Here is a 14,730-nt window from a genome sequence, read left to right on the forward strand (position 1 = left end):
ATTGCTCGATGGTCGCGCGATCCGCATCAAGCGCCCACACTTATCGGTTGTTTCGTTGTTAAAGAGCGGTACTGCCAACTGCCTTTCGCTGTTTGCCTGACTCGCTACGCCGTTTTCGTTGCGTCGCCGTGTCAGCAGCAGAGAAACGAGATTATGAAGCAGTTTTTTGAAGTTGTCAAATTCATTTCTGAACTTTTTTACTTCTTTCAAACGCTGCGTGCTTCTTCGAAGTCACCGCCTTGCATCTGAAACCTGCTTACTTCTCACCTCACCTTCGCTACCTGACTGGCGCTTGGGAACCGTTGCTGGTTCGTTGTCGCGCTTGCGTTTTAGCAGCGAAGAAAGAGACTATAGCACGATTTTTTTGGCGTGCGCAAGTCGACAAAGGGAAAAGATAAAAAGTCGCTGGGAATTCTCCCGACTCGCTCCCACAGCCATCTCCCACGCCCATTCCGTGCGTACCCAAGGCGTCTGCCTGACGCGAGGCTATCGCCCCTCCAGCACCAGTTCGGTGGTTTCCTTCAATTTCTGCAACGCGAAGCTGGATCGCATATCCACCACCGCCGGATGCTGCATCAACGTATCCATGGCAAAGCGGGAAAAGTCGGCGAGATCACGGACCTGTACTCTCAATAGATAGTCCATGTCGCCGGTCATGGCGTAGCAGGCCACCACTTCGGGCCAGGCCTGGACGTCCCGGGCGAAATCCGCCATGGGCGCGTGGCTGGAGCCGCTGTGTTTGTTCAGGCGGATGGTCACATACGCCACCAGGCCGAAACCCACCTTGTCCGGATCGACCAAGGCGACGTAGCGGCGAATGTAGCCCTCTTCTTCCAGGCGCCGCACCCTGCGCAGGCACGGACTGGGAGACAGCGAAACACGGTCCGCCAGTTCCTGGTTGGATAGGCGGCCATCCCGCTGCAACTCCGCCAGAATGCGGCGATCGGTTTTATCGAGTGCAATTTCCGGCACTTTCTGCCCCTAAATTTTTATATCCGGCAATTTTATTGCTCCTCAAGGCGTTTTGCTTGGTATTTTCGCAATCGCGTGCCCACCGAGTTTCCCTACAATTTTCCCTCTACGCCGGTGCCCGCACCGCCCGTCATCGACCACAAGGGGACACGCATCATGACGACCGCCTTCCAGCCCTGGGACAATCCCATGGGGACCTCCGGGTTCGAATTCATCGAGTACGCCGCGCCCGATCCCGCCGCGCTGCGCCGCGTGTTCGAATCGCTGGGCTTCAAGCCCATCGCGCGACATCGCCACAAGGATGTCATCGTCTATCGCCAGGGCGGCATCAACTTCCTCGTGAACGCGGAACCGGACTCCTTCGCGCAACGTTTCGCCCGGCTGCACGGCCCCTCCATCTGTGCCATCGCCTTTCGCGTCGACGATGCGGCCGCGGCCTATCGCCGCGCGCTGGAACTGGGCGCCTGGGGCTTCGATTCGCACAGCGGGCCCATGGAATTGAACATCCCGGCCATCAAGGGCATCGGCGATTCATTGATCTACCTGGTGGACCGCTGGCGCGGCAAGACCGGGCATGGCGGCATAGGCGACATCAGCATCTATGACGTCGACTTCGAACCCATCCATCCGGAAACGGCGAAAACCGACCTCAACCACGCCGGCGCCGGCCTCACCCTGGTGGACCATCTCACCCACAACGTGCACAAGGGGCGCATGGCGGAGTGGGCCGAGTTCTACGAACGCCTGTTCAACTTCCGCGAGGTGCGCTACTTCGACATCGAGGGCAAGGTGACGGGCGTGAAGTCCAAGGCCATGACCTCGCCTTGCGGCAATATCCGCATTCCCATCAACGAGGAAGGGACCGAGGAGAAGGGCCAGATCCAGGAATACCTGGACCGCTATCACGGCGAGGGGATACAGCACATCGCACTGGCGACGGAGGATATCCACGCCACGGTGGAAGCTTTGCGCGCCAACGGCCTGCGCTTCCTGGACACGCCGGCGACCTATTATGAGTTGCTGGACAAGCGCCTGCCGGGCCACGGCGAGGATACGCCGCGCCTGGAGCGCAACGGCATCCTGCTGGATGGGGCGCCCGGCGGCGGCTTGCTGCTGCAGATATTCACCGAGAACCAGATCGGTCCCATCTTCTTCGAGATCATCCAGCGCAAGGGCAACGATGGCTTCGGCGAGGGGAATTTCAAGGCGCTGTTCGAATCGATCGAACTGGACCAGATGCGACGCGGCGTCCTCAAGCCCGCGGATACCGGCGCCTAAGGCCAGTCACGGCCGGCGCGCAGGCCCTGCCAGCTATGGCTTGTTCGCGGCGGGCGACGATGCAGGCGACGTTGCAGGCGCCGATGCAGCCGCGGGCGCCAAGGTCAATATCCATTGCGCGATCTGCCGGGCCTCGTCCTGGCTGACCTGCGGCTGCGCGGCCATCGAAAGTTTTCCCCAGCGGTAGCGGCCGCCGTTGCGTATGGACTGCTCCAGGTACTCCAGCGCCTGCGGCTGGCTGCCGTAGCGCTGGGCCACCGCGCGAAATGGCGGTCCCACCCTGGGCGTATCGACCTGGTGGCACCCCAGGCAGACCTTGCTTCGCAGCAGTTCGGCAACCTGGGCCGGAATCCCGGCCTGCGCCGAGGCGGGCTGGGCCACGGCCGCCAGCAGGCCACACCATGCCAGGCGCCAGGCGACATTCATCCTATAAAGCATCGGACACTTCCATGACAAGATTCATGGCGGTCGATCGTACCTGAATTGCCCGCGGCGATCAGCGGAACCCGACCCGGTTAATATCGGTCAACCTAGAATCGACCTCCCCGTTTATCGAACCTCGCCATGCTGCGCTATCCCGAGTTCAATCCCATTGCCCTACAGATCGGCCCGCTGGCCGTGCACTGGTACGGCTTGATGTATTTATTCGGCTTCGGCCTGGTCTATCTGCTGGGCCGCTGGCGCCTTGCGCACGGCAAGGTCGCCGGCGGCTACACGCCGCGCGACCTGGAAGACCTGATTTTCTACAGCGTGGTCGGTGTCGTGGCCGGCGGCCGCCTGGGCTATGTCCTGTTCTACAAGCCGGGCTACTACTTTTCCCACCCGCTGGAAATCCTCTACCTGTGGCAAGGCGGCATGTCCTTCCACGGCGGCCTGATCGGCGTCATCCTGGTGATGCTGTTCTTCGCGCGCCGGCGCAAGCAGTCGCTGTTCATGGTCAGCGACTTCATCGCGCCGCTGATTCCGCTGGCGCTGGCCATGGGACGATTGGGCAACTTCATCAACGGCGAGCTTTGGGGCCGCCCCACCGACGTGCCCTGGGCCATGGTGTTTCCGCAATCGGGCGACGGCGTGCCGCGTCATCCTTCGCAGCTGTATGAGCTGGGCCTGGAAGGCATCGCCCTGTTCATCATCATGTGGGTCTTCGCGCGCAAGCCGCGCCCCACCGGCCAGGTAAGCGCGGTTTTCCTGATCGGCTACGGCTGCTTCCGCTTCCTGGTGGAATTCACGCGCGAACCCGACAATTTCCTGGGCTTGCTGGCCGGCGGCTTGAGCATGGGCCAGTGGCTGTCCGTGCCCATGGTGCTCCTGGGCATCGGACTGTACGTCTTCACTGCAAGGCGATCGTCCCCGACACCTCAACCGAAACCGTAATGGTGTCCGGACGCAGCGGCACATCGGCGGCGGGCGCAGCGCCGCCGCCCTTGGCCATCGCCATCATGGCGCGCGGCATCGGCGTTACGTTGCCGCTGCCGCCCCCCAGGTCCAGCTTGATGATGCGGTAGCCGGAAAAGCCGAAGGCCGACGCCGCGGCCGAAGCGCGCTGGCGGAAGCTTTCCGCCGTCTCGGCCAGCAATTTGCGCTCGGCCGCGTCGTGCGCCTTGCGCGAAAGCCGGAAGGTGATATTCGCGATCGCGCTCTTGTCGGACAGCTTGGATGCCAGCGCCGACGCCGCATCGAATTGCGTGGATTCCAGCACGATGCTGCCCTGCCCCCGCCATCCCCCGATCTTGCCCTTGTCGGTATTGACCGGCCAGACCCCGTAACCTTCGGTGCGCACCGTCACGTGCTCGACGCCGCCGGCGCGCTTGACGAGATCATCGAGCGCCGCGCTCAGCTTGCGACCCGCACCGGGCTGGTCGGGCGCCTCGACTTCCGCGTTGAGCGTGATCAGCACGGTATCCGGCTGAACGTCCGTGGACGCGGAGGCCGTAAGCGCCATCTGCGGCGCGGTGGCACTGGGCGCCTGCACGGCGCCCGCCACCGGCGCCGCATCGTGCGTGGCTTGCGCCTGCGCCATGGGCGACGCGCTGGCCACGGCGGCCAGCGCGAGCGCGCTGCGACTCAGAAGACGTTCGAATGGGGACGAGATCGTAAGCTTGCGCATAAGGAACATGCTCCCTGTAAAAAAACTTCCACGCGGCGCCGTTGCGCCACGGACTCCCCCGCGAAGAGGACGCTTACCCGCCTTGGGCTCGCCAAGGACAAAATGGAAGGACGCAAAAGAACGATGCGCCAGAAAGACCAAAGCGGACCTGCCACCCGGCAGGCCCGCTCGGAAAGATGCCCCGCATGTGCCGTCAGGACCGGCATCTCGAACCCTGAGGTTCAAGGTGGTCGCGATCGGAGGAACATTGGGTTCGTCTGACAGAGAGACGATCACGCTAGCTCCACATTCACACAACCGGTATGCCGTAAGACATAGGTTCAGAGAATGTATGGTCCAGTCACGAACACAGCAGGGACAAACTGAAACCAGCGGTTGGAAGGCTGGTTTGAAAACTTGTCGCGCTGAGTACAGCAGCTATTACCTAGAGCAACTACCTACAGCAACTACCTACAGCAACTACTACGGCAACAGCAAGGCAACTACTACAGCAATTTCTCCTGACCCGACAACGCGTCATCGAGCAAGGAGTTCATGTCCTCGATTCTACGCTTGAAGTCGCCGACTGCCAAACCACCCAGCGGGCCATCGGGCGCCTTCATGGCGAGCAGCTCGCCGGCAATCTGCAACGCCGCCATCACCGCGATGCGCTCATTGCTTGAGACCTTGCCCGTCCCCTGAATACGCTGCATCAGTACATCGACGTGACGCACGGCGGCCAGCAGTTGCGGCTTTTCCTCGGTCGAGCAGGCCATGGAATATTCACGGCCCAGGATCGAAACCTCAAAGCGTTCCATGCTCATGCCTGTTCTCCCGCCGAAGCGCCGGGCAAGCGAGCGAGGACGGCATCGATGCGCTCGCGCGCGGCGACCGCGGCCACGCGCAGGCGCTGCATGTCGGTATCGCGCGCGGCAAGGCGCGAGTGCCATTCGCTTTCGCGCGCGGCGGCCTGCGACTCCAGCGACTGCAACTGCTGCACATGCCGTTCGAGTTCGGCGCGCAGCGTCGCTTCGGCCTCTTCGGCCTGGGCCAGGCGACCACCGATTTCGCTGTCGTGATTCTGCAATCGCTCCTGCAATTGCCGGACTTGCACGTCCGCGTCGTCGCAGCGGGTACGCAAGGTACGCACTTCCTGCTCCGCCTGATGCAGGCGTGCCCGCAAGGCATCGCGCTCAGCATGAAGCTGGCGCGTGCGTTGCACCAATTGCCCGATCCGGGCAGCGAGATTGTCGAGGTCTTGCAGCATGGGCGCTATCGTAAACCATCTGGCGGCGCGAAACACGGGGTAATGCACCGTGTGATACCTGGCAATATTCAGTAGGAAGCGACGCGAGCTTCGGGAGGTGGCCAGGCAGGCGGCGCACTGCGGTGGGCGTCCATCGACGCGGTTGGCGCGCCGCTTTCCGCCAGTGCCCGGTTGGTCCCTGGTGTTCTCATATATAGGGAGACGGAGGGCCCGCTCCACGCCGTGACGCGGGCGCCTTGGACGCTGCGACGGGACACTGCGACGGCCGCGGCGACCAGGACGCCGCGACCCGGCAGTTCCTCTCCGGACGCCGCGGTCCGGATACTGCGTCCAGACGCCGCCCCGAGATACGCGGCGCGCATCCAGCGGCTGTCCCCGGCCTGCCAGCGACACCCCGAGCGGCTCATTCCCCCGCTGCGTCCGCGTGCGCATCCATCTATTCCCGCTTTCTATTGGCGGGCCCCCGGCGCCTGGCACGACAGAAGTGCCGGGCGCCCTGGAGCGGGCGAGCCCCGTTGGAGGCCTGTCAATAACTCCCGGATTTGAAAGCTTGAGTTCGGGCACTCAGGGCTGAATCTGGTGACAGATATTCGACAGTTTGCCCGACCCGAGGCCTGCGGGTTCGCCGCACTATGTATTTTTCATGGGACAAACTTTCTGGGATACTTTCCGTCTACTTTCTTTTTACTTTCAACTAGCTTTCATTGAGCTGCCATTTTGGCGTAATCCTTACAACTTCCTGCCCGTTGGGCCATAAATCTAGGGAAAACCATAGTCTTTCAGCCAAATTACAGGGTTTCAGTTTGGCGGCCTAGCCTTTACCATTCGCCCATCTTCGGGCTTTGAATTTACTTTCACTTTGCACACACTCACCTGAACATGTTTATCACATGCTGTAACTAGGAGCAGACAATCATGCAGCTACGCAACAGGCAGGACTTCTGGTCCGGGGCGATGTTCATCGTCCTCGGACTGGGGTTCGCGTTTAAAGGCGCCAGCTACCAGATGGGCACCGCTGCCCGGATGGGGCCTGGCTATTTCCCCTTCTGGCTGGGCATCGTCCTCGCCCTCCTCGGCGCCATCGTCCTGATCGGCTCCCTGATGCCCAAGGCCACCGAAACCCATGTCGACCGCTTCGACTGGCGCGTCGTGTTCCTGGTGATCGCCTCCGTGGTCATGTACGGCCTCGTACTGAAGTTCCTCGGCGTCTATATCTCCGTGTTCCTCCTGGTGGTGGTCAGCAGCCTGGCCAGCCACGAGTTCAACTGGAAGGTCGCCGTCGCCAACGGCATTTTTCTCGTGGTGTTCTCCTACCTGGCGTTCATCAAGGGCCTGGGCCTCATCTTCCCGCTGTGGCCGTCTTTCCTGGGTTCGAATTAAGGAGCGCCAGACATGGAATTGCTTGATCACCTGATGATGGGTTTCGGCGTGGCCTTCACGCCCGAGAACCTGCTCTACGCCCTGATGGGTTGTATCCTGGGCACCCTGATCGGCGTGCTGCCGGGCATCGGCCCGGTCCCGACCATCGCCATGCTGCTGCCCATTACCTATGTGCTGCCGCCCGTGGCCGGCCTGATCATGCTGGCCGGCATTTACTACGGCGCCCAGTACGGCGGGTCGACCACCGCCATCCTGGTGGCGTTGCCAGGGGAGACATCGGCGGTGGTGACCGTGCTGGACGGGCACCAGATGGCACGCAATGGACGCGCGGGCGCCGCGCTGGCCATCGCCGCCCTGGGTTCGTTCTTCGCCGGTTGCGTGGCCACCCTGCTGCTGGCCGCCTTCGCGCCCCCGCTGGCCGAAGTCGCCTTCAAGTTCGGTCCCGCCGAATACTTCTCGCTGATGTGCCTGGGCCTGGTCGGCGCGGTGGTGCTGGCGTCGGGCTCCCTGCCCAAGGCCATCGCGATGATCATCCTGGGTCTGCTGCTGGGCATGGTCGGCACCGACGTGAACTCGGGCGTGGCTCGCTTCGACTTCGGCATCCCGGAACTGCAGGACGGCATCGACTTCGCCATCGTCGCCATGGGCGTGTTCGGCTTCGCCGAAATCATGACCAACCTGGAGCAGAAGGAAAACCGCGTCGACATCACCGACAAGATCGGCTCGCTCTACCCCAACAAGGAAGAGTTCAAGGAAGCCTGGCCCGCCGTGGTGCGCGGCACGGCCCTGGGTTCGGCCCTGGGCATCCTGCCCGGCGGCGGCGCGGTGCTGTCCTCGTTCGCGTCCTACACGCTGGAAAAGAAGATCGCCAAGGAGCCGCAGCGCTTCGGCAAGGGCCACCCAGCCGGCCTGGCGGGTCCGGAATCGGCCAATAACGCGGCCGCCCAGACCTCCTTCATTCCCCTGCTGACCCTGGGCATCCCGGGCAACGCGGTGATGGCGCTGATGGTGGGTGCGATGACCATCCACAACATCCAGCCCGGCCCGCAGGTGATGAGCAGCCACCCGCAACTCTTCTGGGGCCTCATCGCCTCGATGTGGATCGGCAACCTGATGCTGGTGGTCCTGAACCTGCCGCTGATCGGCCTGTGGGTGAAGCTGCTCAAGGTGCCCTACCGCGTGCTGTACCCGGCCATCCTGGTGTTCTGCACGATCGGTGTGTACTCGTTGAACTACAACACCTTCGACATCATGACGACCGCGGCCTTTGGCGTGATCGGCTATGTCTGGTCCAAGCTGAAGTGCGAAGGCGCGCCCCTGCTGCTGGGCCTGGTGCTGGGTCCCATGATGGAAGAAAACTTCCGTCGCGCCCTGCTGCTGTCGCGTGGCGACTTCACGACCTTCGTCACCCGTCCGCTGTCGGCCAGCCTGCTGGCCCTGGCGATCGCGCTGATCATCGTCGTGGCCCTGCCCTCGATCCGCAAGAAGCGCGAGGAAACCTTCGTCGAAGAAGGCTGAAGCGCTGGCGGGCCGGTCACGGCCCGCTCGGCACCCTTTTCAAGGGCACCGCAAGGTGCCCTTTTTTTGTCTGGAGGCGGCGCCGGAAAAAATGCGCCGGCCCGGACGCGGCCCCGCAGGCACGGCCTGCCGCTGAATTGGTGCAGCGCACACAATCGCTTACGCTAAAGTACGGGTTTACCCCGTACCCGTCTCCGTCCCGAGCCCCCCTATGACCTTCGACTGGCACAACCCTTACCGCACCACCCGCGTCCCCGTCTTCGCCCGCAATGTCGTTGCCACGTCGCAGCCCCTGGCTGCCCAGGCCGGACTGCGCGTCCTGGAGCGCGGCGGCAATGCGGTGGACGCGGCCATTGCCGCCGCGGCCGTATTGACGCTGGCCGAACCTGTCAGCAACGGCCTGGGCTCGGATTGCTTCGCCATCGTGTGGGACGGCGCCCGCCTGCATGGCATGAATGCCTCGGGCCGCGCGCCGTCGGCCTGGTGCGTGGACTACTTCAAGCGCAAGCACAACGGCGCCATTCCCATGCGGGGCTGGGACAGCGTGACCGTGCCGGGCTGCGTCGCGGGCTGGGCCGCCCTGCACGAGAAAATGGGCAGCCTGGCATTCGCCGACGTGCTGGCGCCCGCCATCGAGTACGCCGAGCGCGGCTGCGCGGTGTCACCCGTCGTGCACCAGAAATGGGCCGCGCAGGCCGACAGCCTGCAACCGCTGCCCGGCTTCGCCGAGCATTTCCTGCCGCGCGGCCGGCCGCCCGCGATCGGCGAAAACTTCGTCCTCAAGGGCGCGGCCGATACGCTCAAGCGCATCGCCGCCACCGGCGGCCGCGACTTCTATGAAGGGGAGACGGCGCACAAGCTGGTCGCGCATGCGCAGGCGCACGATGCCGCGATGGCGCTGTCCGACCTGCGCGACTACAAGCCCGAATGGGTCACGCCGCTCGCGCAGGCCTATCGTGGCCATACCCTGCACCAGATACCGCCCAATGGCCAGGGCATCGCGGCCCTGATCGCGCTGGGCATCCTGCAGCATTTCGACGTGGCGGCGCGTCCGGTGGACCATCCCGATACGCAGCATCTGCTGATCGAGGCCATGAAGCTGGCTTTCGCCGACGTCTATGCCCACGTGGGCGATGCCGCGCACATGGAACTGAGCGCGGACACGCTGCTGGACCCGGCCTATCTGGCTGAGCGCGCACGCCTGATCGACATGAACCGCGCCCAGAACTTCAGCACCGGCCATGCGCCCCGCGGCGGCACCGTCTACCTGACCGCCGCCGACCGCAACGGCATGATGGTCAGCTTCATCCAGTCCAACTACATGGGCTTCGGGTCGGGCGTGGTGGTGCCGGGCACGGGCGTCAGCCTGCAGAACCGCGGCCACGGCTTCAGCATGCAGCCCGGCCATGCCAATGTCGTCGCGGGCGGCAAGCGCCCTTTCCACACCATCATCCCCGGTTTCCTGATGCGCGACGGCGCGCCGGTGATGAGCTTCGGCGTGATGGGCGGGAACATGCAGCCGCAAGGACATATGCAGACCCTGGTGCGCATGCTGGACTATGGGCAGCAGCCGCAGGCCGCTTGCGATGCGCCCCGCTGGAAATGGAATCACGGACGCTCGGTGGACGTCGAGGCCGCGATGCCCGCGGCCGTGCAGGAAGCCCTGCGCGCCCGCGGCCATGTGCTGGAGGGCCTGGACGACCCGTACATGGACTTCGGGTCCGGCCAGTTCATCTGGCGGCTGGGGGATCCGGCCGTCGACGGCTATGTCGCCGCCAGCGACAGCCGCCGCGATGGCTTGGCCGCGGGGTTCTGAATGCCCTTGAATGCCCGCCAGCCGGGACGACACCCGGCAAGGATCGGCCGGCGCGCGGCGACGACGGCCATGACCGTCCCTGGCGCTTGCCCTGGCCGCGTCATCGCCGTAAGGTACGGCTCCTGAGAAACACCTCTACACACGCACCGCGCGCGGCGCGACGCGATGGCGGCAAGGCCACGGTATTCGGTCCGCCGCGGCAATTCACGGCTACCTAGCCTTCTATCCGGAGATTATGCATGGCATCCATCGGCACCAAGACCTACGACACCGTCGCCCCCAAGAAAGTAGCCTTCCTCGGCCTGGGCGTCATGGGCTTCCCCATGGCGGGACACCTGGCGCGCGCCGGCCACGCCGTGACGGTCTACAACCGCACGGCGGCCAAGGCACAGGACTGGGTCAAGGAATTCGGCGGCAAGGCCGGGGCCACCCCGCGTGAAGCCGCGGCGGGCGCCGACATCGTTTTCGCCTGCGTCGGCAACGACGACGACCTGCGCAGCGTGGTGCTGGGGGCGGACGGCGCCTTCGCCGGCATGGCCAAGGGCGCGGTCTTCGTCGACCACACGACCGCTTCGGCCGATGTCGCCCGCGAGCTGTACGCGCAAGCGCGCAAACAGGAACTGCAATTCGTCGACGGCCCCGTCTCGGGCGGCCAGGCAGGCGCGGTCAACGGCGTGCTGACCGTGATGTGCGGCGGCGAGCCGGCGGTCTTCGACGCCATCAAGCCGGTCGCGCAGGCCTTCGGGCGCGCGGTCACGCTGGTGGGCCAGCCCGGCGCCGGTCAGCTGGCGAAGATGGTGAACCAGATCTGCATCGCCGGCCTGGTGCAAGGCCTGTCGGAGGGCGTGGCCTTCGGCCAGGCCGCGGGCCTGGACATGAAGCTGGTGCTGGACGTGATCAGCAAGGGCGCCGCGCAAAGCTGGCAAATGGAAAACCGTGGCGGCACGATGGTCGACGACAAGTTCGACTTCGGCTTCGCGGTCGACTGGATGCGCAAGGACCTGGGCCTGGTGCTGGCCGAAGCCCGCCACAACGGCGCGCGCGTGCCGGTGACCGCCCTGGTCGACCAGTTCTATGCCGACGTGCAGAAGATGGGCGGCGGTCGCTGGGACACGTCCAGCCTGGTCAAGCGCCTGCGGGATTGAGGGCGACGGGGCGGCCACGCCGCCCTGCCCCACGCGGCCTCAATAGCCGCGTTCGCGCGCGACCACGCCGGTGAACGGTTCGCCGCGCGCCATCTGGCGGATCTTGCCGGCGATCTGCACGATGGTTTCCTCGCGCAGGGTGCTGGCCGCGATGTGCGGCGTGACATGCACGCGTGGATGCTTCCACAGGCCGCTGCCGGCCGGCAGCGGTTCCGTGCGGAACACGTCCAGCGACGCGCTGTCCAGGCGGCCTTCCTCCAGCAGCGCGAGGATGTCGTCTTCTTTCTGGTGCTCGCCGCGCCCCACGTTGATCAGGTGGGCATGAGGCAGCAGTTGGCTCAACGTGGCGCGGTTCAGGATGCCTTCCGTTTCCGGCGTCAGCGGCAGCACGTTGACCAGGACGCGCGTGCGCGCCAGGAAGGCCGGCAATTGGTCCATGCCGGAATATGCCTGCACGCCATCGATGGCGCGCGGGCTGCGCGACCAGCCGGCCACCGGATATTCGAAGGCCGCCAGCGCTTCGGCCACCCGGGAGCCCACCGCGCCCAGGCCCAGCACGCCCACGGGCCATTGCTCGCGGCGCAGGCCCTCCAGCGGGTCCCAGCGGCCCGCGGCCTGATCGGCCTCGTAGCGGGCGAACGAGCGCGACTCGCGCCATAGCGCGTACAGCACGTACTCGGCCATTTGCACGGACATGCCCGCGTCTTCCAGGCGCACGATTTGCACGTGCGGGGGGATTTCCGGCATCTTCAGCAGCGCGTCCACGCCGGCGCCCAGATTGAACACGGCCTTCAGGTTGGTCTCGTGCTTGAACAGTTCAGCCGGCGGCTTCCACACCAGCGCCACGTCGGCATTGGACGGCGGGCCGGCAGGATCCCACACCGATATCTTGAAATCGGGCATTTCGGCTTGCAGGCCAGGCAGCCATTCGTCGGGATTGCGATGGGGAAGCGCGAAAAGTACGTGCATGGGGAATCCGGTTGAACGATGTGACGATGGAAGTGCAAAACCATACCACGCTGAGGCAGGCGGCCAGCCTGATGGCTCGCGAATCCGAACAGCAAATGCCGCCGCTACGCGGCGGCATTGCCAGAGGAAGACCTGTGCTCCGCACGGGCCTTCCCTTGCATCCGCTCGTACTGCCTCGTCATTAAAGACTGTCGAACCTGTCGGCGAACGCACCTCGCCAAGAAAAAAGACCTGTGCAATGCACAGGTCTCCTAGATCGAGGACACCGCGGATCCGGGTCCCCCGGTCCGCTGGTGTCGCCCCCTGGGGGGCCGCGCTTCGCGCGGTAGGGGGGGGCGTTCCTCAAGCTGTTTTCGGCAGCATATCCTTCTTGCCCTTGCCCTTGCGCAGGCGGGCCCAGATCTGCACGACGATCAGCAGGGCGCTGGCCGCGACGAACCAGGCGCTGATCGGACGCTGGATGAAGATCATCATGTCGCCGCGCGACAGCAGCAGGGCGCGACGGAAGTTTTCTTCGACCATGGGACCGAGCACGAAGCCCAGCAGGATCGGGGCAACCGAGAAGTCCAACGCCATCAGCAAGGCGCCGATGACACCGAAGGCCAGCACTTCCCAGATCTGGAACAAGCTGTTCTGCGTCGAGAACACACCCACCGCGATGAAGAACAGCGCGGACGGGAACAGGTACTTGTACGGCACCTTGAGCAGCTTCACCCACACGCCGATCAGCGGCACGTTCAGGACGATCAGCAGCACGTTACCCACCCAGAAGCTGGCGATCAGGCCCCAGAAGATGTCCGGGTGCTCGGTGATCAGCTGCGGGCCGGGCTGGATGCCCTGGATCAGCAACGCGCCCAGGATCAGCGCCATCACCGCGTCGCCGGGGATGCCCAGGCTCATCGTCGGGATGAAGTCGACCTGCGTCTTCGAGTGCGAAGAGGCTTCGGGAGCGGCCACGCCAGCCAGCATGCCGGTGCCGAAACGCTCAGGCGTCTTCGAGACCTTGCGCTCCAGCGCGTAGGCGATGAAGGTGGTGATGGTCGGACCGGTGCCGGGCATGGCGCCGAACAGCGTACCCACCAGCGTGCCGCGCACCATCGGCATGAAAGCCTGCTTCATTTCAGCCATGGAAGGCCGCATGTCGCGCAGCTTCAGCTTGGTCGAGGTGCTGATGATGGACATCTTGTTGACGCTGACCAGGAAGTCGGCGGCGCCGAACAGGCCCATCGAGATCGCCACCAGCTCCAGGCCGTCGGACAGGTCCAGCAGCCCGAAGGAGAAGCGGATGGTGCCGGTGTTGACGTCGGTACCGACCACGCCGCACAGCAGGCCGAACAAGGTCATCGCCACGCCCTTCAGGGGCGAACCGCGCGACATCGTGGCGCCCGCCAGCAGGCCCAGCAGCATGATGGAGAAGATTTCCGTCGGGCCGAACTTGAAGGCGACTTCCACCAGCAGCGGCGAGCAGAAGATCATCACGATGATGCCGACCGAAGCGGCAAAGAACGACGAAATCATCGTGATGCCCAATGCCGTGCCGCCCTTGCCGGCCTTGGTCATGGGATACCCGTCCAGACACGTCACCGCATGCGGCGGGTGCGAAGGCAGGTTCAGCAGGATCGCGCCGATCGCGCCGCCGTACTGCGAGCCGTAGAAAATACCGGCCAGCATCAGGATGGCGGGCACCGGGTGCATCACATAGGTGAGCGGCAGCAGGATCGAGATGGCCGACAGCGCGCCCATGCCGGGCAGCACGCCGATGAGGTTACCCACCAGCACGCCGAAGAACGACCACATCAGGTTATGGGGTTCGAACGCGACGCCAAAACCGTACCAAAGGTCAATTAGTGCTTGATGCATGGCGATCAACCCCAACGAAACAGCGGAAGCTGCAGTTGCAGCGCCCACCAGAACACGACGATGGCGATGACTACCATGGCCAAGGACAGCAGAACCGCCTGGAAGATCGTGTTCTTACGATCGCCAAGGGCCGCAATGAAAGTAATGGCGAACGTCGCCGGCAGCAGGCCGCCGTATTCACCGAAGCCGATAAACGCCACGATACTGAGCAGGATGCAAATGCCCCCGCGCAGGTCAGGCATGCCATGGGCGTGGCCGCCCGGGACTTGTTCCGCCGGCTTATCCGAACGTGCGCCTAGCGCGATCAGGATGCCGGTGAGTACCAGCAAGCCTCCGACAGCCGCCGGGAAGAATCCCGGTCCCATGTGGCTCAGCGAGCCGACGTTATAGCTCATGCCGCCATAAATCGCCCCCAAGCCAGTCAGGACCATCAGGGCGC

The 14,730-nt window shown here is 64.4% G+C and carries 15 protein-coding genes and 1 other RNA gene; 6 read left to right on the forward strand and 10 right to left on the reverse strand.

What is annotated here, in order from left to right; translation table 11 throughout:
* Together C7R54_RS29075 and C7R54_RS21445 are read right to left on the reverse strand one after the other, a co-directional pair.
* Positions 1-210: hypothetical protein (locus tag C7R54_RS29075; protein WP_129152485.1), on the reverse strand; the 210-nt coding region annotated here is incomplete at its 3' end.
* Positions 211-486: 276 nt separating this feature from the next.
* Positions 487-972: an Lrp/AsnC family transcriptional regulator gene (locus C7R54_RS21445; protein ID WP_129152486.1), complete on the reverse strand. Its 486-nt coding sequence runs from the start codon at positions 970-972 to the stop codon at positions 487-489.
* A 156-nt stretch (positions 973-1,128) separates the two neighbouring features.
* Between C7R54_RS21445 and hppD the strand changes: the two genes are divergently transcribed.
* On the forward strand, positions 1,129-2,250 hold the full coding sequence (gene hppD, locus C7R54_RS21450; RefSeq protein WP_129152487.1) for a 4-hydroxyphenylpyruvate dioxygenase: 1,122 nt from the start codon (positions 1,129-1,131) through the stop codon (positions 2,248-2,250).
* 33 nt (positions 2,251-2,283) lie between these two features.
* Here the strand turns inward: hppD and C7R54_RS21455 are convergent, their stop codons facing one another.
* A complete protein-coding gene (locus tag C7R54_RS21455; protein WP_240039648.1) occupies positions 2,284-2,688 on the reverse strand; it encodes a c-type cytochrome in 405 nt (134 codons plus the stop codon).
* 126 nt (positions 2,689-2,814) lie between these two features.
* Here C7R54_RS21455 and lgt point away from each other — a divergent pair, with 126 nt between their 5' ends.
* Complete coding sequence (gene lgt, locus C7R54_RS21460; protein WP_129152488.1) at positions 2,815-3,624, forward strand: prolipoprotein diacylglyceryl transferase; 810 nt, start codon at positions 2,815-2,817, stop codon at positions 3,622-3,624.
* On the opposite strand, the gene C7R54_RS21465 is transcribed toward lgt, so the two are convergent.
* From C7R54_RS21465 to C7R54_RS21480, 4 genes are all read right to left on the reverse strand, one after another.
* Positions 3,581-4,357, reverse strand: a complete 777-nt coding sequence (locus C7R54_RS21465; protein ID WP_129152489.1) for an SIMPL domain-containing protein — start codon at positions 4,355-4,357, stop codon at positions 3,581-3,583. The genes lgt and C7R54_RS21465 overlap by 44 nt on opposite strands.
* A 174-nt stretch (positions 4,358-4,531) precedes the next feature.
* Positions 4,532-4,718: non-coding RNA, 6S RNA (gene ssrS, locus C7R54_RS21470), on the reverse strand.
* 124 nt (positions 4,719-4,842) lie between these two features.
* A complete protein-coding gene (locus C7R54_RS21475) occupies positions 4,843-5,154 on the reverse strand; it encodes a cell division protein ZapA (protein WP_129153114.1) in 312 nt (103 codons plus the stop codon).
* Between the two features lie 2 nt (positions 5,155-5,156).
* Complete coding sequence (locus C7R54_RS21480) at positions 5,157-5,603, reverse strand: hypothetical protein (RefSeq protein WP_129152490.1); 447 nt, start codon at positions 5,601-5,603, stop codon at positions 5,157-5,159.
* A 915-nt stretch (positions 5,604-6,518) separates the two neighbouring features.
* Here C7R54_RS21480 and C7R54_RS21485 point away from each other — a divergent pair.
* The 4 genes from C7R54_RS21485 (at position 6,519) to C7R54_RS21500 (ending at position 11,462) form a co-directional block, all read left to right on the forward strand.
* The gene (locus tag C7R54_RS21485) at positions 6,519-6,983 is read left to right on the forward strand and encodes a tripartite tricarboxylate transporter TctB family protein (RefSeq protein ID WP_129152491.1); all 465 of its coding nucleotides are present in this window, start codon (positions 6,519-6,521) and stop codon (positions 6,981-6,983) included.
* 12 nt (positions 6,984-6,995) lie between these two features.
* Positions 6,996-8,501, forward strand: coding sequence for a tripartite tricarboxylate transporter permease (locus C7R54_RS21490; RefSeq protein ID WP_129152492.1), 1,506 nt, complete (start codon positions 6,996-6,998; stop codon positions 8,499-8,501).
* Between the two features lie 211 nt (positions 8,502-8,712).
* Positions 8,713-10,317: a gamma-glutamyltransferase family protein gene (locus tag C7R54_RS21495; protein WP_129152493.1), complete on the forward strand. Its 1,605-nt coding sequence runs from the start codon at positions 8,713-8,715 to the stop codon at positions 10,315-10,317.
* Between the two features lie 239 nt (positions 10,318-10,556).
* Positions 10,557-11,462 (forward strand): NAD(P)-dependent oxidoreductase, encoded by a 906-nt coding sequence (locus C7R54_RS21500; RefSeq protein ID WP_129152494.1) that lies wholly within the window; start codon positions 10,557-10,559, stop codon positions 11,460-11,462.
* Between the two features lie 39 nt (positions 11,463-11,501).
* On the opposite strand, the gene C7R54_RS21505 is transcribed toward C7R54_RS21500, so the two are convergent.
* From C7R54_RS21505 to C7R54_RS21515, 3 genes are all read right to left on the reverse strand, one after another.
* Positions 11,502-12,431 (reverse strand): 2-hydroxyacid dehydrogenase, encoded by a 930-nt coding sequence (locus C7R54_RS21505; protein WP_129152495.1) that lies wholly within the window; start codon positions 12,429-12,431, stop codon positions 11,502-11,504.
* Positions 12,432-12,773: 342 nt separating this feature from the next.
* Positions 12,774-14,291: a tripartite tricarboxylate transporter permease gene (locus tag C7R54_RS21510; protein WP_129152496.1), complete on the reverse strand. Its 1,518-nt coding sequence runs from the start codon at positions 14,289-14,291 to the stop codon at positions 12,774-12,776.
* Positions 14,292-14,296: 5 nt separating this feature from the next.
* The gene (locus tag C7R54_RS21515; RefSeq protein ID WP_129153116.1) at positions 14,297-14,722 is read right to left on the reverse strand and encodes a tripartite tricarboxylate transporter TctB family protein; all 426 of its coding nucleotides are present in this window, start codon (positions 14,720-14,722) and stop codon (positions 14,297-14,299) included.
* Between the last annotated feature and the right edge of the window lie 8 nt (positions 14,723-14,730).

The organism is Achromobacter aloeverae (genome assembly GCF_004121055.1).
Lineage (GTDB): Bacteria > Pseudomonadota > Gammaproteobacteria > Burkholderiales > Burkholderiaceae_B > Bordetella_C > Bordetella_C aloeverae.